A 19,993-nucleotide genomic window follows, 5' to 3' on the forward strand; every position below is an offset into this window, starting at 1 on the left:
CCTCTTAATATAGAAGCTATTTGACTTGCAGCTCTACCTAAAGTCATTCCTTCAACGTCTACTACATACCATTTTCTTTGTATTTCACTTGGTTTAGCTAAGTATGATTTCATCTTACTACCTCCCTGATTTTTAACAATTATAATTCTATGGATAAAGATCCGGGGCTAATGGATCTTACACACAAATATTTATTATACGAACAAAATTCATTATAATACAATTTCCCGGGTGTGTCAATGATTTTTACTATTATTAATAATAAACTTCAATTAAACACAAACCTTGGGGTGAACATGTTTTGCCTGCTTTTTTTCGATCTCTACTTAATATTATTTTAGGTATATCTTCTGCTTTTATTTTTCCATTTCCTGCATCTATAAGCGTTCCTATCATAATTCTTGCCATATTATATAAAAATCCATCAGCAGCTATATATACTTTGATATAGTGTTCGTTCTTAACTATATCAACTTTACTAATAGTTCTTGTAGTCGTTTTAACCGTACTTCCAATATTCCTAAAAGCCTCAAAATCATGAGTTCCTATAAAAAATTTTGCAGCATCCTTCATTATCTCTATATCTAAACTCTTTTTATAGTGATATGAAAAATTTCTACATATGGGCATTCTTACTTCTGTATTTAGTATTGTATAGCAATACATCTTCCCTTTTGAATCATATCTAGCATGAAAATCATCATCAACTTGTGAGGACTTAATTACAGATATATCTTCAGGTAACACATGATTTAATGCTTCTCTAAACTTTTCTACAGGAATATTACTATTAGTCTTAAAATTACACACGTATCCTTTAGCATGGACTTTACTATCAGTTCTGCTACAGCCAATGACTTCAACTTTTTCCCCAGTGATCTTAGAAATTGCATTTTCAACTGTTCCTTGAATGGTTTCTCCCTTAGGCTGTTTTTGCCAACCCACATAATTAGTTCCATCATATTCTAGTATTAACTTAATGTTTTTCATATATATATCCNNTACTACATCTAAAATCTCATATATATAACTATTATAGTTAATGCAGACATAACAATCATTCCTACATAATCTCTCGAAGTTACTTTCAGTATCTTCATTCTAGTTCGTCCTTCTCCACCTCTATAGCATCTAGCTTCCATTGCCATTGCTAATTCATCAGCCCTTCTAAATGAGCTAATAAATAGCGGTACAAGTAGTGGTATAAGGCTTTTAGCTCTATTCACTATACTTCCACTTTCAAAATCTGCACCCCTTGCCTTTTGAGCCTTCATTATTTTATCAGTCTCATCCATTAAAGTAGGTATAAATCGTAGTGCTATAGTCATCATCATGGCAAGTTCATGAGCTGGTACACCAATTTTCTTAAATGGTCCTAGTAATTTTTCTATTCCATCAGTAAGTTCTATTGGTGATGTAGTTAATGTTAATAGAGATGTTCCTATAATAAGAAAAGTAAGTCTTAATATCATGAATATAGCTGTTACTATACCTTCTTTATATATTTTAACAAATCCCCATTGCAATAATAATATGTTACCTCTAGTTAAGAACACATTAAATAGTGCTGTTATTATCATTAATATAAATATAGGCTTTAATCCCTTATATATATATCTAAATTGAATCTTAGACACAATTATAGCCATCATTGTAAATATAAAAATAACAATATATCCTGAGAACTCTTTTATTAAAAATAAGTCTATTATAAAGAGTAGGGAAAATAGTATTTTTACCCTAGCATCTAATTTATGGACAAATGACTCTCCAGGTATATATTGGCCTATGGTAATATCTTTAATCATATTTACTCCTCCACAACTTTATAAAAGAGCCTAGTTTTTTGCTAGTATCTTAAGTAACTCTTTTTTAGCTTGTTCTAATGTGAAAATATCATTAGGTAATTCAAATCCAACCCTTCTTAATTCTCGCATAAGATATGTTACCTGTGGAACTGCAAGACCTACATTTTCTAATATATCTACTTCTTTGAATATTTCTTGTGGCGTACCATCTAATACACATTTTCCTTCATCCATTACCAATATACGGTCTGCAACCTTTGCCACATCCTCCATGCTATGAGATACAAGAATTATAGTCATGTTATAGGATTTATGAAGCTTATATAGCTCTCCTAGAATTTCATCTCTCCCCTTAGGATCTAATCCAGCTGTTGGTTCATCTAATATTAAAACCCTTGGTTCCATAGCTACAACTCCAGCTATTGCTACTCTTCTTTTTTGTCCCCCACTTAGATCAAATGGAGATTTATTTCTGTAAGTTTCATAGTCTAAACCTACCATGTCCATGGCTCTTTTAGTTCTTGCTAAAGCTTCCTCATCATTAAGCCCTAAATTCTTAGGTCCAAACATTATGTCCTTTTCTATTGTTTCCTCAAAAAGTTGATACTCTGCATATTGAAATACTAATCCAACTTTTTTTCTTATGTCTGTAAGCTTAACTCCACTAGCAGTAATATCTACACCATCAACAAATATTTTTCCTTGGTTAGGTTTTAATAACCCGTTCATGTGTTGTATCAAAGTAGATTTACCTGAGCCTGTATGTCCAATGAGGGCTACAAATTCACCATCATTTATATTCACATTAACATTACTAAGGGCAACCTTTTCAAAGGGAGTTTTAGCCATATATATATGAGTTAAATTTTCTATTTTAATTGACATAATTCTCTCACCATCTCATCTATAGTTAATATATCCGATTTTATATTAACACCTGATTTATTTAATTCATAAGCCAATTCTGTCATTTGTGGTACATCCAAACCTAAGTTTTTCATAATTTCTACATTTTGAAATACTTCTCTTGGCTTTCCTTCTACTATAACTTTTCCTGAATCCATAACATATATCTTATCTGCTGCAACAGCTTCTTCCATAAAGTGTGTTATGTATACTATTGTAATCCCATTGTTTTTATTTAAATCCATTATCGTATTTATAACTTCTTTTCTTCCAGATGGATCAAGCATGGCTGTTGGCTCATCTAATACTATACATTCAGGCATCATAGCTAATATCCCAGCAATAGCTACACGTTGCTTTTGACCCCCAGATAAAAGATGTGGTCCATGTTTCTTATAATCATACATGTTTACTCTCTTAAGTGACTCATCTACTCTTCTTCTTATCTCCTTAGGTTCTACGCCTAAATTTTCTGGTCCAAAAGCTACATCCTCTTCTACTATGGTTGCAACAATTTGGTTATCAGGGTTTTGAAAAACCATACCCGCTTTGCTTCTTACATTCCATATGTTTTCTTCTTTGCTAGTATCATATCCAGACACACTAATTTTGCCCTCTGTTGGAATTAAGAGTGCATTTATATGTTTTGCAAAAGTAGATTTTCCTGATCCATTATGACCTAATACAACTACAAACTCACCCTTATTAATGGTAATATTAACACCATCTATAGCCAATTTTATATTACCTTCACTATCCGGAGGATAAGTATATCTCAAGTTTTCACTAATAACTTCTGGTACTTTTTCACTGGATGAATTTAAATTATCTATTTTATCAATTTCATTAAGCTTTTCAATTTGATTATCTCTAAAATTTATATTAGTTTCCATCAATTATCCCTCCATTAGAGAGTTACTATCTAATGCTCAATTTTATAACAAAACGGGGACTAAGTTAGCCTTACTTAATCCCCTTGAATTATTATACTAATTCTAATACAACAACCTCTGCTCCGTCGCCTCTTCTAGGTCCCATTTTCATTATTCTAGTGTATCCACCATTTCTCTCAGCGTACTTTGGAGCTACGTTATCAAATAAATTCTTAACAACATCCTCTTCTGTAACAAATGCAAGCACTTGTCTTCTAGCATGAAGATCTCCTCTTTTAGCTAAAGTTATCATTTTCTCAGCTAATCTTTTAGTTTCTTTTGCTCTAGCTTCAGTTGTTTCAATTCTACCGTGCTTTAAGAAACTAGTCGTAAGATTTCTAAGCATTGCCATTCTTTGATCAGTTGGACGTCCTAACTTACGTTGCTGTGCCATCTCTATACCTCCTTACTCCTCGCTAGGTTTGAATCCCAATCCTAAGCCTTCAAGTTTTTGCTCAACCTCTTCAAGAGATTTCTTTCCTAGGTTTCTTACCTTCATCATATCTTCAGAAGTTTTATTCGTTAATTCTTCTACCGTATTAATGCCGGCTCTCTTAAGACAATTATAAGAGCGAACGGATAACTCCAGTTCGTCGATATTCATTTCAAGAACTTTCTCTTTCTCATTATCTTCTTTTTCAACCATGATCTCTGCAGTCTTGGCATTTTCAGATAAATCGATAAATGAGTTCAGATGCTCGCTCAGAACCTTGGCAGCTAAGCTGACAGCTTCATCGGGAGCTAAAGTTCCATTGGTAAATACATCAAGTGTAAGCTTATCAAAGTCAGTAATCTGTCCAACACGGGTANNAAGCTTCTAACAGATAAATCTAGTTCTTCTATAGTCATTTCTAGAACTTTTTCTTTCTTATCTTCTTCTTTTTCTATCATTATTTCAACATTATCTGCATGATCAGTTAATGTCATAAATAGTTTAAAGTGTTCAATAAGAATTTTAGCTGATAAACCAATAGCTTCATCAGGTCTAATAGTTCCATTTGTCCAAATTTCTATAGTTAATTTATCATAATCTGTGATCTGTCCTACTCTTGTATTCTCAACTGTAAAGTTAACTCTTTTAACTGGAGTATATATTGAATCAACAGGTATAGTTGATATTGGCTTATCATCAGTTTTGTTCTTATTTTGAGAAACATAACCTCTACCACTATTAATATTTATCTCCATAAATAACTTTCCACCATCATCTAGGGTAGCAATATGAAGATCCTTATTAACTACTTCAACATCTCCGTCCACTTTAATATCTGCTCCTGTAACTTCACCAGGACCTTCAGCATCAATATATATTGTTCTTGGGCCCTCACCAGACATCTTAAGTGCTAATTCCTTTATATTTAGAATTAACTCAGAAACATCTTCTTTAACTCCATGTATAGTTGAAAATTCGTGTAAAACACCATCAATTTTAATCGAATTAGCAGCAACTCCAGGTAGTGAAGAAAGAAGAATTCTTCTTAATGCATTACCTAAAGTTATTCCATAACCTCTTTCTAATGGTTCAACAACAAATTTGCCATATGTACCATTTTCAGCGGTTTCAATACATTCTATTTTTGGCTTTTCAATTTCTAACATTTATAACCCTCCTTTTAAATTTAGTGGTTTTTTTATATCGAGGGCAACTGATTACATTATTGACTATTTACTGTATAACTCAACGATTAATGTTTCATTAACAGGAACGTCTATGTCTTCTCTTGCTGGTATTGAAGCAACCTTACCTTCAAATGATTCAATATTTCCTTCTAACCAAGTTGGTAGAGTTTTTGGATTTTCAGCAAACACTTTGAATTTTTCAGAAGATCTGCTTTTTTCTCTAACTGATATAACATCTCCAGCTTTAACAGCGTAAGATGCGATATCTACTTTTTTACCATTTACTAAGAAATGTCCGTGGTTTACTAATTGTCTAGCTTCAACTCTTGAGCTTCCGTATCCTAATCTATAAACAACGTTATCTAATCTTAATTCTAGGAATTTTAATAGGTTTTCACCTGTAATTCCTCTTTGCTTTTCAGCTTTCTCATAGTACTTTCTAAATTGTCCTTCTAGAACTCCATATATTCTCTTAGCTTTTTGCTTTTCTCTTAATTGAGTTCCATAGTTTGACATTTTCTTTCTGCTTTGACCGTGTTGACCTGGTGCATAACCTCTTCTAGTAAAAGCGCACTTCTCAGTGAAGCATCTGTCACCTTTAAGGTTAAGCTTAAGGCCCTCTCTTCTACAAAGTCTGCATGTAGCGCCTGTGTATCTTGCCATTCATTACACCTCCTGTTAATTAAACTCTTCTTCTTTTTGGTGGTCTACATCCATTGTGTGGAATTGGAGTTACATCTTTGATTAAAGTAACTTCTAATCCTGCAGCTTGAAGTGATCTTATAGCCGCTTCTCTACCTGCTCCTGGACCTTTAACATAAACTTCTATGCTTTTTAAACCATGTTCCATCGCTGCTTTAGCTGCTGTTTCAGCTGCCATTTGAGCTGCAAATGGAGTACTTTTTCTTGAACCTCTAAATCCTAATCCACCAGCACTTGCCCATGACAATGCGTTTCCAGCTGCATCAGTAAGTGTAACGATGGAATTATTGAAAGTAGATTTTATGTGTGCAGCACCGTGCTCAACATTTTTTCTTTCTTTTTTTCTTCTACTTCTAACTTTCTTTTGAGCCATTATATTCCCTCCTTACTATTTCTTCTTGCCTGCTATAGTCTTCTTAGGACCTTTTCTTGTTCTTGCATTAGTCTTAGTCTTTTGACCTCTAACTGTAAGACCTTTTCTATGTCTTATTCCTCTATAACATCCTATTTCTTTAAGTCTCTTTATATCTAAGGCAACTTTTCTTCTAAGATCACCTTCAACCATTAAGCTCTTATTTACATAATCTCTTAATGTATTTACTTCATCTTCAGTTAAATCCTTGATTCTAGTATCAGGATTCACTCCTGTAGCTTCAAGTATTTCATGAGATTTTGGTAGTCCTATACCAAATATATAAGTTAGACCTATCTCAACTCTTTTTTCTTTTGGTAGGTCAATACCTGCAATTCTTGCCATCTACAATCTACACCTCCTAAGTATCACTACTTATTTATTTTCATTAACCTTGTTTTTGTTTATGTTTAGGATTTTCACAGATAACCATTACTCTTCCTTTTCTTTTTATGACTTTACATTTTTCACATATAGGTTTAACTGATGGTCTTACCTTCATAGCTAACCCTCCTTATTACTTATCTCTCCAAGTTATTCTCCCACGAGTCAAATCANNTTAAAATTCTTATAAAGTTCATTCTTAACTTTCCAGAAATATGAGCAAGTATCTTGTGCCCACTCTCTAATTCAACTTGGAAAGTTGCATTAGGTAGAGTTTCTAAAACAACACCTTGCATTTCAATTATATCATCTTTTGACATAAGGGTAATCAAACCTCCTCTATTATATCCTCAACCTGCAAAAATTTTCTTATTTTAGAATTACTGATCTTTCCATCAGATAAGATAGCACTTCTAATATCTTCAGCCAAAACATTTGTAAAAGATAAATGTTTAATTTTCTTTTTCTTTGGCCTATCAATTTTTCTAAGGTCTCCATCTGAAATATAGACATACTCATCGTCTATTATACCAATAATGATAAAGTATTTTCCTTTATCTCTTCCTGATTTTGAATGTACTACCTTACCTAAAAGGCTGTCATCATCCACATTAGTCACCTCATTAGCTCAAAGTTAGTATTTCTACACCTTCATTAGTTATTGCTATAGTATTTTCATAATGGGCAGATAACTTTCCATCACTAGTCACTACAGTCCAACCATCTGGCTTAATTTTAACTTTGTAATTTCCCATGTTTATCATAGGTTCAATTGCAAGTACTACACCGTGTACTAACTTAGGACCTTTACCAGCAGTGCCGTAATTAGGAACTTGTGGGTCTTCATGCATAGAAGTTCCTATGCCGTGTCCAACAAAATCCCTAACCACAGAATATCCAAAACTCTCAGCATACTTTTGAATTGCTGCTGAAATATCGGTAAGTCTGTTCCCCACTACTGCTTTTTCAATGCCCTTAAAGAAAGATTCTTTAGTGACATCTATTAGATGTTGTGCTTCCTTAGAAATATTTCCTACTGGAAAAGTTCGTGCAGCATCACCATGATAGCCATTAAGTATCGCTCCACAATCAACACTGATTATATCTCCTTCAACTAATACGGTGTCATTCGGGATACCATGTATTACTACATCATTTACTGATGCACATATTGATCCTGGAAATCCTCCATATCCTTTAAAAGAAGGTATAGCTCCTTGTGCTAATATAAATTCTTCAGCAAGTTTATCAATTTCTGCAGTGGTTATTCCTGGTTTTATTACCTTTTGAATCATTGCTAGGGTATCGGCAACAACCTTACCAGCACTCCTCATATATTCTAGTTCTGTATCACTCTTAATATTCATCACTATTTATCGCTCCTAAGATACCACAGATATTCTTAAAAACATCATTAATAGCTTGCGTTCCATCAACCTCTGCTAATAGATTTTTTTCTCTATAGTATTCTATTAACGGTTGTGTTTGTGCATCATATATTTCAAGTCTTTCACTTACTGTCGCTTCATTATCATCTGCTCTTTGTATTACAACGCTACCGCAAACGTCGCATTTTCCATCGTTTNNGTAGGATTATATTTTACGTGATAACTAGCTCCACAAGTAGTACATACACGTCTTCCTGTCATTCTATCTATAATAAAACCCTTAGGAACTTCAATCAATAAGGCAGTGTCTAGTTTTAAACTCATTTCTTTAAGTAAAACTTCTAAAGCCTCTGCTTGATTTACAGTCCTTGGATAACCATCTAGTAAAAATCCATTTTTGCAGTCATCCTGCTTTAATCTATCTTTAATTAAATCGATAGTTAATTCATCTGGTACTAGATGACCTTTATCTATATATTTTTTAGCTTCAATCCCTAAAGGCGTTGCTTGAGAGATATTATATCTAAAAATATCTCCAGTAGATATGTGTGGTATAGAGTATTTATTACAGATTGACTTTGCCTGAGTTCCTTTTCCGGCTCCAGGAGGACCTAATAAAATAACTCTCACTAGTATCAACTCCAAATTAAAATTTTTATTTAAGGAACCCTTCATAATGTCTCATTACTAGCTGAGATTCTAATTGTTTCATAGTATCTAAAGATACACCAACTAAAATTAGTAAACTAGTTCCACCAAATGAAACTCCCTTAAAATTACTGAATATAGCTGCTAATATAGGTACTATAGCTATAATTCCAGCAAATGTTCCACCTAAAAGGGATATTCTTGTCAAAATCTTCTCTAAGTAAATTTCAGTTTTTTCACCTGGTCTTATACCTGGAATAAATCCTGATGATTTATTCATATTCTCTGCCATCTCATCTGGTTTGAAAGTAATTATAGTATAGAACCAAGCAAAGAATAGTACTAATAAAAAGTATGCTACTACATATTTCATAGTATCTTGCTGAAATATACTCCAAGAACTCTTATTAACAAATACCGCAAAGGAAGATTCAGGCCATATTTGTGCTATAACCGCTGGAAATTGCATTACTGACATACCAAAGATTATCGCCATAACTCCAGAAGAATTTAATCCTATTGGAATATGTGATGATTGCCCTTTTATAACTTTTCTTCCTATTGCTTTACCGGCATATTGCACTGGAATTCTTCGTTCTGCTAAATTTATAACAATTACTGTAATTAATAAAGCTAAAGCTACTGCTACGAATATTACAACCTCTACCGGACTAACTTCTCCTGTTTTAAGAAGCCCTGCTATTTGATAAGCTGTTTGTGGTAGTGAAGATATTATATTTACAAATATAATAACAGAAACACCACTTCCAATTCCATGTACTGAAATTTGTTCACCTATCCATACTAACAAGGCTGTACCTGTTGTCATTGTTAGTATTATTAGTAAAAGGCCCATTGAACCTTCTATCAATATAGCTCCTGAGCTTTTAATTAAGGCATATGCTGCATATGCTTGAATAACAGCAAATACTAGAGCTGCATATTTAGTATAGTTCTGTATTTTTTTTCTACCTTCTTGACCTTCTTTAGAAAGTTGTTCTAAATAAGGAATTGCAATTGTAAGTAATTGAATTATAATCGATGCATTGATGTACGGAGTAACACCTAAAGCAAATATACTAAACTTACTAAAAGCTCCTCCTGCAATCATGTCATAGAAACTTAGAAGGGAACCAGAATTACTACTAACTAAAGTTGCAATCTTACTAGCATCCACTCCTGGTACTGGGATAAACACACCCATTCTAAAAATTACCACTATCATTAATGTAAATAGTATTCTTTTTCTTAGCTCAGGAACTCTCCAAGCGTTTCGTAGGGTTGATAACATCTATATCACCTCAACTTTTCCTCCTGCCGCTTCAATCTTCTCTGCTGCAGCTTTGGAAATCTTATTAGCTTTAACAGTTAATTTCTTTTCAATGTTACCATTTCCAAGAATCTTTATCCCATCGTTTACTCTCTTAGCCATTCCAGATTCACGAAGTAACTCTGGAGTAACTACAGTTCCATCCTCAAATATGTTTAGTCTATCTACGTTTATACAAGTATATTCTTTAGCAAATATATTTGTAAATCCTCTCTTAGGTAGTCTTCTATATAAAGGCATTTGACCTCCCTCAAATCCTGGTCTTACACCGCCACCAGATCTTGAGTTTTGTCCTTTTTGACCTTTTCCAGCAGTTTTACCCCAACCTGAACCAGTACCTCTACCGATTCTCTTAGGAGATTTTTTTGCACCTTCTGCAGGTCTTAACTCATGAAGTCTCATATTTACACCTCCTTAGTTTAAGCTTCTTCTACTTTTAGTAGGTAACTTACTTTATTAATCATACCTCTGATCTGAGGAGTCTCCTCGTGCTCAACAGTTTTACCTATTTTTCTTAATCCAAGAGCCTCTACAGTAGCAATATGATCTTTCTTTCTACCAATTAAACTCTTTACTAATGTTAATTTAACTTTAGCCAAGCTTTTCCCCTCCTATCCTAGAATTTCTTCAACAGTTTTGCCTCTAAGTTTTGCAACTTGCTCTGCTGTTCTTAATTTTGATAATCCATCTATAGTTGCGCTAACCATATTTCTTGGGTTATTTGAACCTAATGATTTAGCTCTAACGTCTTTTAATCCTGCAAGCTCAAGTACTGCTCTTGCTGGACCTCCAGCGATAACACCTGTTCCTTCTGAAGCTGGCATTATGTGAACTGTACCAGTTCCAAATTTACCATCTATAGTATGAGGAACTGTAGTTCCATCTAATTCAACTTTAACGATGTTCTTTTTAGCATCTTCGATACCTTTTCTAATTGCTTCTGGTATTTCGATAGATTTTCCCATTCCAACACCAACGTGTCCGTTCTCATCACCAACAACTACTAGTGCGCTGAATCTGAAGTTTCTACCACCTTTAACAACCTTAGCAACTCTGTTTATGTGTACAACTTTCTCTTTAAGATCAAGTGTGCTAGGATCTATTTTCATGTGTGTACCTCCTTTTTTTAGAATTTAAGTCCTGCTTCTCTTGCACCTTCTGCAAGCATTTGTACTCTTCCGTGGTATACATATCCACCTCTATCGAATACAACTTCAGTAATTCCTGCTTCTATTGCTTTTTTAGCTACTACTTCACCAACTAGTTTAGCAGCTTCCTTATTGCTACCAACTTTTAGAGAAAAGTCTTTATCTAAACTAGATGCAGCAACTAATGTTCTTCCAGCAACATCATCTATAATTTGAGCGTATATGTTCTTTTCACTTCTGAACACTGCAAGTCTTGGTCTTTCAGCTGTTCCATGAATCTTCTTACGTACTCTTAAATGACGTCTTTCTCTTGATAGCTTTCTATCAGCTTTATTGAACATGAAATTCTCTCCTTTCTAATAGCTATTATTTACCAGTCTTACCTTCCTTACGTCTGATAACTTCATCAGAGTACTTAATACCCTTTCCTTTGTAAGGCTCAGGTTTTCTCCAAGTTCTTATATCAGCTGCAACTTTACCAACTAATTCCTTGTCGATTCCTTTTACTACTATAGTATTAGCATCTGTTAATTCAAATGTAATTCCATCTACAGCAGCTATTTCAACTGGGTGTGAGAATCCTAGGTTTAAAGTTAATCCCTTACCTTTTGCTGTTGCTCTATATCCAACACCAACTAATTGTAATGTCTTCGCGAAACCATTAGTTACTCCAATTACCATATTATTTAATAATGCTCTAGTTAATCCGTGTAGAGCTCTATGTTCTTTTATATCGCTTGGTCTTGTAACGACCACTTGATTATCCTCTATAGCTATGTTTATATTCTTCACCATTGTTCTAGTTAATTCCCCTTTAGGTCCTTTAACTGTAACAACGTTGTCTGGCGTTACTGTAACAGATACACCAGCTGGTATAGCTATTGGAAGTCTTCCTACTCTTGACATAATCGCACCTCCTTGTTCCTAAACTACCAGATGTAGCAGATAACTTCTCCGCCTAATCCTAATTTTCTAGCTTCTCTATCAGAAACTAATCCTTTAGAAGTTGATATTATTGCAACTCCTAATCCATTTAAAACTTTAGGGATATCATCCTTACCACTATAAACTCTTAGTCCTGGCTTAGATATTCTCTTAAGTCCTGTTATAACTCTCTCTTTATTTTGGCCATATTTCATGCTAAGTCTTAACATTGAAACAGTTCCATCTTGATATTCTTCTATATTTTTAATATATCCTTCTTGAAGCATAATATTTGCTATGCCTTTCTTTATTGTTGAAGAAGGAACTTCTACTATTTCATGTCTAACAATATTTGCATTTCTTACACGTGTTAGCAAATCTGCTATCGGATCAGTCATATTCATTAATTGTGCCTCCTTTCGCTATGATCTGTATATTACCAGCTTGCCTTTTTGCATCCAGGAATTTGTCCTTTATAAGCAAGTTCTCTGAAACATATACGGCAAATACCAAATTTCTTTAAGACAGAATGTGGTCTTCCACATAATCTGCATCTAGAGTATTCTCTAGTTGAATATTTCGGTTCTTTTTTCCACTTTTCTATTAAAGCTTTACGTGCCAAGTCATTCCCTCCTTTTATTGAGCAAATGGCATTCCAAGGAATCTTAATAATTCTCTTGCTTCCTCGTCTGTCTTTGCAGTAGTTACAAATATTATATCCATTCCTCTTACTTTATCAATTTTATCATATTCTATTTCAGGGAATATTAATTGTTCTTTTATTCCTAAAGCATAATTTCCTCTTCCATCAAAAGACTTAGTAGGAACGCCTCTGAAGTCTCTAACTCTTGGTAATGCTATATTCATTAATTTGTCCGCAAATTGGAACATCTTATCTTTTCTTAATGTAACTTTACATCCAATTGCCATGTTATCTCTTATTTTAAAGTTGGCAACTGATTTCTTTGCTCTAGTTAATACAGCTTTTTGTCCAGTGATTAATTGCATATCACTTACAGCAGCATCTAAAACTTTAGAGTTATCTTTAGCTTCGCCAACTCCCATATTTATAACTATTTTTTCAAGTCTAGGTACTTGCATTATATTTTTGTATCCGAACTTATCCATCATAGCTGGTATTACTTCACTATTGTATTTCTCTTGTAGTCTTGTAACCATTTGTTAAACCTCCTTTCGCGAATTAAAATGTTTCTCCGCACTTTTTGCAAACTCTAACTTTTGTACCATCATCAAGTACTTTATTGCTTATTCTAGTTACGCTCTTACATTTATCGCAATATAGCATAACTTTTGAACTGTTAATAGCTGCTTCAAAGTTAACTATTCCACCTTGCATATTTTGTCTGTTTGGTTTTTGATGTTTAGTTACTACGTTAACGCCAGCAACTACAACTTTTCCAGTCTTAGGATAAACAGCTAAAACTTCTCCAGTTTTACCTTTATCTTTTCCAGAGATAACCATAACAGTGTCTTTCTTTCTAACATGAACTTTCATCTTTGCTACCCCCTATCCTATAGTACTTCAGGTGCTAGTGACAATATTTTATTATATTCTTTATCTCTTAGCTCCCTAGCAACAGGTCCGAAGATACGAGTTCCTTTTGGATTCTTATCGTCTTTTATAATAACAGCTGCGTTCTCATCAAATCTGATATAAGTCCCGTCTGCTCTTCTCAAACCTTTAACTGATCTAACAATAACTGCTTTTACTACGTCACCTTTTTTAACAACTCCACCTGGTGTTGCACTTTTAACGCTAGCAACAATTACGTCTCCGATGTTTCCCCATTTTCTTTTGGAACCACCGAGTACTCTAATACACATTATTTCTTTAGCACCAGAGTTATCCGCTACTTTTAATAATGTTTGTTGTTGTATCATGTAAATACCCTCCCTTCAGTTAACTATTTAGCTCTTTCCATGATTTCAACAAGTCTCCATCTCTTATCCTTAGATAATGGTCTTGTTTCCATTATTAATACTCTATCGTTAACTTTTGCTTCATTATTTTCATCATGAGCCTTAAATTTAGTTGTTCTATTAACTGTTTTTCCATATAATGGATGTCTAACTTTAGTTTCAACAGCAACAACAATTGTCTTATCCATTTTGTCAGAAACTACTCTTCCGATTCTACTTTTTCTATTTCCTCTTTCCACAAGATGAACCTCCTTTCAGTATTACTGCTCACAAGCCCTTAATTCTTCTTCTCTAAGGATGGTTTTAATTTGGGCTATAGACTTCTTAACCTGTTTAATTCTCATTGGGTTTTCTAACTGTCCTGTAGCTAACTGAAATCTAAGGTTAAATAATTCTGATTTAAGATCAGATAATTTTACATTTAAATCTTGAGGAGTACTTTGTCTCAACTCTTTCAATTCATTAGCCTTCATTGATTTCACCACCCATTTCCTCAAAATCTCTTCTAGTAACAAATTTGGTTGTTACTGGTAATTTGTGAGACGCAAGTCTCATAGCTTCTCTAGCAGCTTCTTCAGATACTCCAGATATTTCAAATAATACTCTACCTGGTTTAATTACTGCTACCCAGTACTCTGGTGAACCTTTACCAGATCCCATACGTGTTTCAGCTGGTTTTTCAGTTACTGGCTTATCAGGGAAGATTTTTATCCAAACCTTTCCTCCTCTTTTAACGTATCTATTTATAGCTATTCTGGCAGATTCGATTTGGTTGCTTGTAATCCAACCGCACTCTGTTGCTTGTAAAGCATAATCTCCATAAGCGATGAAGTTACCTCTTGTAGCTTTACCTCTCATTCTACCACGTTGTACCTTACGATGTTTAACTCTTTTAGGCATTAACATGTCAAATTCCTCCTTCCTTACACGTTATTATGAGTTACTTTCTTCCTTCTGAACTTTCTTAGTTGGAAGAACCTCACCTTTATACACCCAAACTTTTACACCAATTTTACCATAGATTGTATTAGCTTCTGTAAATCCATAGTCAATATCAGCTCTTAAAGTTTGTAGTGGGATTGTTCCCTCATGATACTGCTCTGTTCTTGCGATTTCAGCTCCGCCTAATCTTCCTGAACATGCAGTCTTAACTCCTTTAACACCTGTTCTCATAGCTCTTTGAATCGTTTGTTTCATAGCTCTTCTGAAAGATATTCTCTTTTCTAATTGAGCTGCTATGTTTTCAGCCATTAATTGTGCATTGTTTTCTGGTGTTTTAACTTCTACTATGTTAATTAAAACAAATTTATCTTTAACAACTTCTTTTAATGCAACTTTAAGTTCTTCTATACTTTGACCGCCTTTTCCTATAACCATTCCAGGTTTTGCGGTATGTATATTTATTTTAACTCTTTTAGCTGCTCTTTCTATCTCAATTTTAGATATTCCAGCAGTGAATAATCTTTTCTTTATATATTCTCTGATAGCATTATCTTCAACTAAGTTATCTGCAAAATTTTTCTTGTCTGCATACCATTTAGCGTCCCAATCCTTGATAACACCAACTCTTAGGCCGTGTGGATGTACTTTTTGACCCACTCTATATCCCTCCTTCTTATGCTCTTTCTTTAACTACTATAGTTATATGGCTAGTTCTTTTTAAAATTCTGAATGCTCTACCTTGAGCGTGTGGTCTAAATCTCTTTAATGTTGGACCTGCACCTGTATGAGCCTCTGCAACATATAATCTATTTCTGTCTAAATTAAAATTGTTTTCTGCATTCGCAACAGCTGATTTCAATAATTTATTAATAACAACAGCTGCATCTTTTGGAGTATATTGTAATATAGCGAAAGCTTCATTTACATTCTTATCTCTTATAAGGTCAAGAACAATCCCAACTTTCATAGGAGACATTCTTACATATTTAGCTATAGCTTTAGCTTCCATTGGTAATTTCCTCCTTCCCGTACTATCTCATTCTACTTGATTTTTCCTTCGCGATATGACCTTTAAAAGTTCTAGTCAAAGCGAACTCTCCAAGTTTATGTCCTACCATATCTTCTTGAACATATACTGGAACGTGTTTTCTTCCATCATGTACAGCAATTGTGTGTCCTATCATTTGAGGAAAAATTGTAGAGCTTCTTGACCAAGTCTTTATAACTTTCTTTTCGCCAGCTTTGTTCATTTCTTCTATTTTATTTAGAAGAGACTCTTTTACAAAAGGTCCTTTTTTAATTGATCTACTCACTATTAGTGGCCTCCCTTCATGTAAAGTAGTTATAATCAGAAGAGAATTTATTTCTCTTCTAACTATTTACTATTTCTTTTCTTAACAATAAATTTGTCAGAGTATTTCTTAGTTTTTCTAGTTTTGTATCCAAGAGCTGGTTTACCCCATGGAGTACGTGGACTAGCATGACCTACTGGAGATTTACCTTCTCCACCTCCGTGTGGGTGATCATTAGGGTTCATTACAGATCCTCTTACTGTTGGTCTGATACCCATATGTCTCTTTCTTCCTGCTTTACCTATATTAACAATTTCGTGAGTTAAGTTTGAAACTGTTCCTATTGTAGCTCTGCAGTTTACTCTTACATATCTAACTTCTCCGCTTGGTAGTCTTACTTGAGCATAAGCTCCTTCTTTAGCCATTAATTGAGCTGAAGAACCTGCTGATCTAACAAGTTGAGCACCTTTTCCTACTTGTAATTCAATATTATGAATTATTGTACCTACTGGTATGTTAGTTATTGGAAGTGTATTTCCAACTTTAATGTCTGCATCTGATCCAGATACTACAACATCTCCAACTTTTAATCCAACTGGAGCTATTATGTATCTCTTTTCACCATCTGCATATACAACTAATGCGATGTAAGCTGATCTATTTGGATCGTACTCGATAGTTGCAACTTTAGCTGGTATACCATCTTTAGTTCTTTTAAAATCTATTAATCTATATTTTTGTTTCGCTCCACCACCGTGGTGACGAACAGTAATTTTACCTTGAGCATTTCTACCACCAGTTTTTTTCTTACTTACAAGAAGTGACTTTTCAGGTACATCTGTTGTTATTTCCTCAAATGAAGCCATAGTCATATTTCTTCTTGAAGGTGTGGTAGGGTTAAATTTTTTAACTGCCATTAGGTTTCCCTCCCTTTTCGCTTATCTGGCTCTAGCCAATAAATGCGTTATATTATTGCATTCCTTCAAAGAATTCAATTGTTTTGCTGTCAGCTGCTAATTTAATAACTGCTTTTTTGAAATCAGCTCTTTTTCCAATGTGAACTCCAACTCTTTTAGTTTTACCTAAATTTCTTAGAGTTTTAACATCTTCAACTTTTACTCCGAAAACTTCTTCAACAGCTTTTTTTATTTGAACTTTGTTTGCGTGTATGTCAACGATGAAAGTGTATTTTCTTTCTGCCATAGCAGCCATACTTTTTTCAGTTATAACAGGTTTTCTTATTATATCATAACTAGTCATTTTCATTATGCATACACCTCCTCAATTTTTGATACAGCATCTCTAGTAATCATTAAGTTTTCATACTTTAATATGTCGTAAACATTTATGTTGTTTACAGGCACTACAGCTACTCCTGGAATGTTTCTTGCTGATTTATAAACATTCTCATTAGACTCAGCTACAACTATTAATGTTTTTTTAGTTTCAAAAGCATTAAGAACTTTTACCATATCTTTAGTTTTTGGTGCATCGAAAGCTAAGCTTTCCAATACTATCATTTCATTATCTTGTACTTTTGAAGTTAAAGCTGATTTCATAGCTACTCTTCTCATACTCTTTGGAACTGAAACTCTGTAATCACGTGGTTTTGGTGCAAATACGATACCCCCGTGAATCCATTGTGGAGCTCTTATAGAACCTTGTCTTGCTCTTCCTGTTCCTTTTTGTCTCCAAGGCTTAATTCCTCCGCCTCTTACTTCAGCTCTTGTCTTAGCACTTTGAGTTCCTTGTCTTTTATTAGCTAATTGAGCTAACACAACTTGGTGCATTGCTTCAACACTAACTTCTACTCCGAAAATGCTATCATTTAATTGAATTTCTCCAACTTCTTTTTTCTCAGTGTTATACACTTTTACTGTAGGCATTCTGCATCCTCCTTTCCTTATGCTTTAACAGCGTTTCTTATTACTACTAAACCTTTGTTTGGTCCTGGTATTCCGCCTTTTATAAGAATAATATTCTTTTCAGGTATTACTCTTACTACTTCTAGATTTAATACTGTAGTATTAACATTTCCCATATGACCAGGCATTTTTTTATTTTTAAATGTTCTTGATGGATCTGATGATGCTCCCATTGAACCTACTGCTCTATGGAATTTAGAACCGTGGCTCATTGGTCCTCTGTGGAAGTTCCATCTTTTGATTACGCCAGCGAAACCTTTTCCTTTAGATATTCCAGATACGTCAATTTTATCTCCTGCTGCGAAGATTTCTGCTTTTATTTCAGAACCTACTTCGTAAACACTTGTATCCTCTAATCTAAATTCTTTTATGTGTCTTCTTACAACAACACCTGCTTTTGCGAATTCACCTTTCTTAGGCTTATTCACTAACTTTTCTCTTATATCTCCAAATCCAACTTTTATGGCTTCATATCCATCATTTTCTACTGTTTTCTTTTGGATTACTACACATGGACCAGCTTCTACAACTGTTACAGGTACTACTCTTCTATTTTCATCAAATATTTGAGTCATTCCTAATTTTTTACCCATTATAGCTTTTTTCATTTAAATACACCTCCTACTTATTAGCGGACCACATAGTGATCATAATAGTTAGTAATAGTTTTTCTATTACCCGTACATCATAGTTCAATTTCATGTACTATGTACGATTATAATTTTATTTCGATATCTACACCTGCTGGTAAGTCTAATCTCATTAATGCATCAACAGTTTTTGGTGATGGACTTAATATATCGATTAGTCTTTTATGAGTTCTGATTTCGAACTGCTCTCTTGAATCTTTGTATTTGTGTGGAGCTCTTAGAACAGTTATTACATCTTTCTCAGTTGGTAGTGGTACTGGACCAGCTACTTTAGCCCCTGTGTTTTTAGCAGTCTCAACAATCTTCTCTGCTGATTGATCTAGTATTGTGTGATCAAACGCTTTTAATCTGATTCTGATTTTTTGTTTTGACATTTCATTCCCTCCTTTTCATCGCACGCTATTACTTCTTACGCGCAACAGCGGAAGTTCTGTAAACTGCTCCTGGCGTTTCTTGTTTTAAGAAACACAGCAACACCACAGACCCCGTCGCCCAATTCGTGATTGAGCATGCTCGGTTAAGAATTCCCCCGGAAGCCCGGCAACCTCTTACCTCATCGCTGTTACCATATTGCAACTTCTATAGTATACATTATTTTGTTAGCTTTGACAAGAGTTTTTATTCATTTTTTACTCTTGTAAATTTTTAATATCTTTAATTTTCTTTAATAAAAATATTATACATTTAATATGTAGCCTTACTAACTATTTGTTTATATAATTGCCTAAAATTCAGAATATATAAAGCTATTAGTAAACTTTTTTTATTTTTAATTAAATATACTATAGAAGTTATGTTTATGTATAGTACATCATATAACATTTAAATTCAATAAGTAAAATAATGAAAAATCTATTATTATAGATTTTTATCATACAATATATATAATTTATATTTCATTATTGTATATATTGTAGGAAAAGTTATTTAGACATAAAAAAGAGAGATAGGCGTCCCCATCTCTCTTTTTACCTAGGTTTTATTGTGCACATTTCCTTTTCAGGATAATAAATAATTTATTATTTTAAATCTTAATTATTC

Annotated in this window: 34 protein-coding genes and 4 pseudogenes; all 38 read right to left on the reverse strand. The window is 33.8% G+C overall.

All coding sequences use genetic code 11. The annotated features are described in order from the left end of the window. Positions 1 to 113: uL13 family ribosomal protein (locus tag B2671_RS12320; RefSeq protein WP_346870695.1), on the reverse strand; the 113-nt coding region annotated here is incomplete at its 3' end. Between the two features lie 142 nt (positions 114 to 255). After that, positions 256 to 990: a tRNA pseudouridine(38-40) synthase TruA gene (gene truA / locus B2671_RS12325; protein WP_346870687.1), complete on the reverse strand. Its 735-nt coding sequence runs from the start codon at positions 988 to 990 to the stop codon at positions 256 to 258. 20 nt (positions 991 to 1,010) lie between these two features. Further along, positions 1,011 to 1,808: an energy-coupling factor transporter transmembrane component T gene (locus B2671_RS12330; protein WP_346870688.1), complete on the reverse strand. Its 798-nt coding sequence runs from the start codon at positions 1,806 to 1,808 to the stop codon at positions 1,011 to 1,013. Between the two features lie 30 nt (positions 1,809 to 1,838). Further along, positions 1,839 to 2,693 carry an energy-coupling factor transporter ATPase gene (locus tag B2671_RS12335; RefSeq protein WP_346870689.1) on the reverse strand — a complete coding sequence of 285 codons (855 nt, stop codon included), beginning with the start codon at positions 2,691 to 2,693 and terminating at the stop codon, positions 1,839 to 1,841. Beyond that, a complete protein-coding gene (locus tag B2671_RS12340; RefSeq protein WP_346870690.1) occupies positions 2,678 to 3,607 on the reverse strand; it encodes an energy-coupling factor transporter ATPase in 930 nt (309 codons plus the stop codon). Before B2671_RS12340 ends, B2671_RS12335 begins: the two co-directional genes overlap by 16 nt. A 91-nt stretch (positions 3,608 to 3,698) precedes the next feature. After that, on the reverse strand, positions 3,699 to 4,040 hold the full coding sequence (gene rplQ, locus B2671_RS12345) for a 50S ribosomal protein L17 (protein ID WP_035133348.1): 342 nt from the start codon (positions 4,038 to 4,040) through the stop codon (positions 3,699 to 3,701). 12 nt (positions 4,041 to 4,052) lie between these two features. Beyond that, positions 4,053 to 4,454: pseudogene (locus tag B2671_RS12350) on the reverse strand (DNA-directed RNA polymerase subunit alpha C-terminal domain-containing protein); the annotation flags it as partial. A gap of 5 nt (positions 4,455 to 4,459) precedes the next feature. After that, positions 4,460 to 5,245, reverse strand: a pseudogene (locus B2671_RS12355) (DNA-directed RNA polymerase subunit alpha); the annotation flags it as partial. A gap of 63 nt (positions 5,246 to 5,308) precedes the next feature. Then, the gene (gene rpsD, locus B2671_RS12360) at positions 5,309 to 5,929 is read right to left on the reverse strand and encodes a 30S ribosomal protein S4 (RefSeq protein ID WP_346870691.1); all 621 of its coding nucleotides are present in this window, start codon (positions 5,927 to 5,929) and stop codon (positions 5,309 to 5,311) included. 19 nt (positions 5,930 to 5,948) lie between these two features. Then, positions 5,949 to 6,341: a 30S ribosomal protein S11 gene (gene rpsK / locus B2671_RS12365; RefSeq protein ID WP_035133342.1), complete on the reverse strand. Its 393-nt coding sequence runs from the start codon at positions 6,339 to 6,341 to the stop codon at positions 5,949 to 5,951. Between the two features lie 15 nt (positions 6,342 to 6,356). Then, the gene (rpsM, locus tag B2671_RS12370; protein ID WP_150845881.1) at positions 6,357 to 6,725 is read right to left on the reverse strand and encodes a 30S ribosomal protein S13; all 369 of its coding nucleotides are present in this window, start codon (positions 6,723 to 6,725) and stop codon (positions 6,357 to 6,359) included. 43 nt (positions 6,726 to 6,768) lie between these two features. Further along, positions 6,769 to 6,882 carry a 50S ribosomal protein L36 gene (gene rpmJ / locus B2671_RS12375; protein ID WP_003373491.1) on the reverse strand — a complete coding sequence of 38 codons (114 nt, stop codon included), beginning with the start codon at positions 6,880 to 6,882 and terminating at the stop codon, positions 6,769 to 6,771. A gap of 15 nt (positions 6,883 to 6,897) precedes the next feature. Continuing rightward, positions 6,898 to 7,084, reverse strand: a pseudogene (infA, locus tag B2671_RS12380) (translation initiation factor IF-1). An 8-nt stretch (positions 7,085 to 7,092) separates the two neighbouring features. Further along, positions 7,093 to 7,374, reverse strand: a complete 282-nt coding sequence (locus B2671_RS12385; protein ID WP_346847798.1) for a KOW domain-containing RNA-binding protein — start codon at positions 7,372 to 7,374, stop codon at positions 7,093 to 7,095. 13 nt (positions 7,375 to 7,387) lie between these two features. Then, a complete protein-coding gene (gene map, locus B2671_RS12390; protein ID WP_346870692.1) occupies positions 7,388 to 8,134 on the reverse strand; it encodes a type I methionyl aminopeptidase in 747 nt (248 codons plus the stop codon). Beyond that, positions 8,121 to 8,782, reverse strand: a pseudogene (locus tag B2671_RS12395) (adenylate kinase). Before B2671_RS12395 ends, map begins: the two are co-directional and overlap by 14 nt. 25 nt (positions 8,783 to 8,807) lie before the next feature. Further along, positions 8,808 to 10,091, reverse strand: a complete 1,284-nt coding sequence (secY, locus tag B2671_RS12400; protein ID WP_346870693.1) for a preprotein translocase subunit SecY — start codon at positions 10,089 to 10,091, stop codon at positions 8,808 to 8,810. Continuing rightward, on the reverse strand, positions 10,092 to 10,532 hold the full coding sequence (gene rplO, locus B2671_RS12405; protein WP_035133331.1) for a 50S ribosomal protein L15: 441 nt from the start codon (positions 10,530 to 10,532) through the stop codon (positions 10,092 to 10,094). 17 nt (positions 10,533 to 10,549) lie between these two features. Continuing rightward, positions 10,550 to 10,729 carry a 50S ribosomal protein L30 gene (gene rpmD / locus B2671_RS12410; RefSeq protein WP_035133328.1) on the reverse strand — a complete coding sequence of 60 codons (180 nt, stop codon included), beginning with the start codon at positions 10,727 to 10,729 and terminating at the stop codon, positions 10,550 to 10,552. A 12-nt stretch (positions 10,730 to 10,741) separates the two neighbouring features. After that, positions 10,742 to 11,239 (reverse strand): 30S ribosomal protein S5, encoded by a 498-nt coding sequence (gene rpsE, locus B2671_RS12415; protein WP_035133326.1) that lies wholly within the window; start codon positions 11,237 to 11,239, stop codon positions 10,742 to 10,744. 17 nt (positions 11,240 to 11,256) lie between these two features. Continuing rightward, entirely contained in the window at positions 11,257 to 11,619 is a 363-nt protein-coding gene (rplR, locus tag B2671_RS12420) for a 50S ribosomal protein L18 (RefSeq protein WP_150845878.1), read from the reverse strand. Positions 11,620 to 11,644: 25 nt separating this feature from the next. Next, positions 11,645 to 12,184, reverse strand: a complete 540-nt coding sequence (rplF, locus tag B2671_RS12425) for a 50S ribosomal protein L6 (RefSeq protein ID WP_035133322.1) — start codon at positions 12,182 to 12,184, stop codon at positions 11,645 to 11,647. Between the two features lie 23 nt (positions 12,185 to 12,207). Beyond that, positions 12,208 to 12,606 (reverse strand): 30S ribosomal protein S8, encoded by a 399-nt coding sequence (gene rpsH / locus B2671_RS12430; RefSeq protein ID WP_035133320.1) that lies wholly within the window; start codon positions 12,604 to 12,606, stop codon positions 12,208 to 12,210. Positions 12,607 to 12,638: 32 nt separating this feature from the next. Then, a complete protein-coding gene (locus tag B2671_RS12435; protein ID WP_035133318.1) occupies positions 12,639 to 12,824 on the reverse strand; it encodes a type Z 30S ribosomal protein S14 in 186 nt (61 codons plus the stop codon). Between the two features lie 14 nt (positions 12,825 to 12,838). Further along, positions 12,839 to 13,381 carry a 50S ribosomal protein L5 gene (gene rplE / locus B2671_RS12440; RefSeq protein ID WP_035133316.1) on the reverse strand — a complete coding sequence of 181 codons (543 nt, stop codon included), beginning with the start codon at positions 13,379 to 13,381 and terminating at the stop codon, positions 12,839 to 12,841. Between the two features lie 22 nt (positions 13,382 to 13,403). Further along, positions 13,404 to 13,718 carry a 50S ribosomal protein L24 gene (gene rplX, locus B2671_RS12445; RefSeq protein WP_035133314.1) on the reverse strand — a complete coding sequence of 105 codons (315 nt, stop codon included), beginning with the start codon at positions 13,716 to 13,718 and terminating at the stop codon, positions 13,404 to 13,406. 17 nt (positions 13,719 to 13,735) lie between these two features. Then, positions 13,736 to 14,104, reverse strand: coding sequence for a 50S ribosomal protein L14 (rplN, locus tag B2671_RS12450; protein ID WP_035133311.1), 369 nt, complete (start codon positions 14,102 to 14,104; stop codon positions 13,736 to 13,738). 23 nt (positions 14,105 to 14,127) lie between these two features. Then, a complete protein-coding gene (rpsQ, locus tag B2671_RS12455; RefSeq protein WP_035133308.1) occupies positions 14,128 to 14,382 on the reverse strand; it encodes a 30S ribosomal protein S17 in 255 nt (84 codons plus the stop codon). Between the two features lie 21 nt (positions 14,383 to 14,403). Continuing rightward, entirely contained in the window at positions 14,404 to 14,616 is a 213-nt protein-coding gene (gene rpmC / locus B2671_RS12460; RefSeq protein WP_035133305.1) for a 50S ribosomal protein L29, read from the reverse strand. Continuing rightward, a complete protein-coding gene (rplP, locus tag B2671_RS12465; RefSeq protein ID WP_035133300.1) occupies positions 14,606 to 15,049 on the reverse strand; it encodes a 50S ribosomal protein L16 in 444 nt (147 codons plus the stop codon). Before rplP ends, rpmC begins: the two co-directional genes overlap by 11 nt. Before the next feature lie 27 nt (positions 15,050 to 15,076). After that, complete coding sequence (gene rpsC, locus B2671_RS12470; protein WP_150845876.1) at positions 15,077 to 15,742, reverse strand: 30S ribosomal protein S3; 666 nt, start codon at positions 15,740 to 15,742, stop codon at positions 15,077 to 15,079. Between the two features lie 16 nt (positions 15,743 to 15,758). Further along, the gene (gene rplV, locus B2671_RS12475) at positions 15,759 to 16,094 is read right to left on the reverse strand and encodes a 50S ribosomal protein L22 (protein WP_150845875.1); all 336 of its coding nucleotides are present in this window, start codon (positions 16,092 to 16,094) and stop codon (positions 15,759 to 15,761) included. Between the two features lie 22 nt (positions 16,095 to 16,116). Next, positions 16,117 to 16,398 carry a 30S ribosomal protein S19 gene (rpsS, locus tag B2671_RS12480; RefSeq protein WP_035133294.1) on the reverse strand — a complete coding sequence of 94 codons (282 nt, stop codon included), beginning with the start codon at positions 16,396 to 16,398 and terminating at the stop codon, positions 16,117 to 16,119. Positions 16,399 to 16,460: 62 nt separating this feature from the next. After that, positions 16,461 to 17,294 carry a 50S ribosomal protein L2 gene (gene rplB / locus B2671_RS12485; protein ID WP_035133291.1) on the reverse strand — a complete coding sequence of 278 codons (834 nt, stop codon included), beginning with the start codon at positions 17,292 to 17,294 and terminating at the stop codon, positions 16,461 to 16,463. A gap of 52 nt (positions 17,295 to 17,346) precedes the next feature. Beyond that, positions 17,347 to 17,643, reverse strand: coding sequence for a 50S ribosomal protein L23 (rplW, locus tag B2671_RS12490; RefSeq protein WP_150845873.1), 297 nt, complete (start codon positions 17,641 to 17,643; stop codon positions 17,347 to 17,349). After that, entirely contained in the window at positions 17,643 to 18,263 is a 621-nt protein-coding gene (gene rplD, locus B2671_RS12495) for a 50S ribosomal protein L4 (protein WP_035133287.1), read from the reverse strand. Before rplD ends, rplW begins: the two co-directional genes overlap by 1 nt. Positions 18,264 to 18,280: 17 nt before the next feature. Further along, positions 18,281 to 18,910, reverse strand: coding sequence for a 50S ribosomal protein L3 (rplC, locus tag B2671_RS12500; RefSeq protein ID WP_346870694.1), 630 nt, complete (start codon positions 18,908 to 18,910; stop codon positions 18,281 to 18,283). A 107-nt stretch (positions 18,911 to 19,017) separates the two neighbouring features. Continuing rightward, positions 19,018 to 19,326 carry a 30S ribosomal protein S10 gene (rpsJ, locus tag B2671_RS12505; protein WP_035133283.1) on the reverse strand — a complete coding sequence of 103 codons (309 nt, stop codon included), beginning with the start codon at positions 19,324 to 19,326 and terminating at the stop codon, positions 19,018 to 19,020. Between the last annotated feature and the right edge of the window lie 667 nt (positions 19,327 to 19,993).

Source organism: Clostridium sp. UBA5119, from assembly GCF_002414285.1.
GTDB classification, from domain to species: Bacteria; Bacillota; Clostridia; order Clostridiales; family Clostridiaceae; genus Clostridium_J; species Clostridium_J sulfidigenes.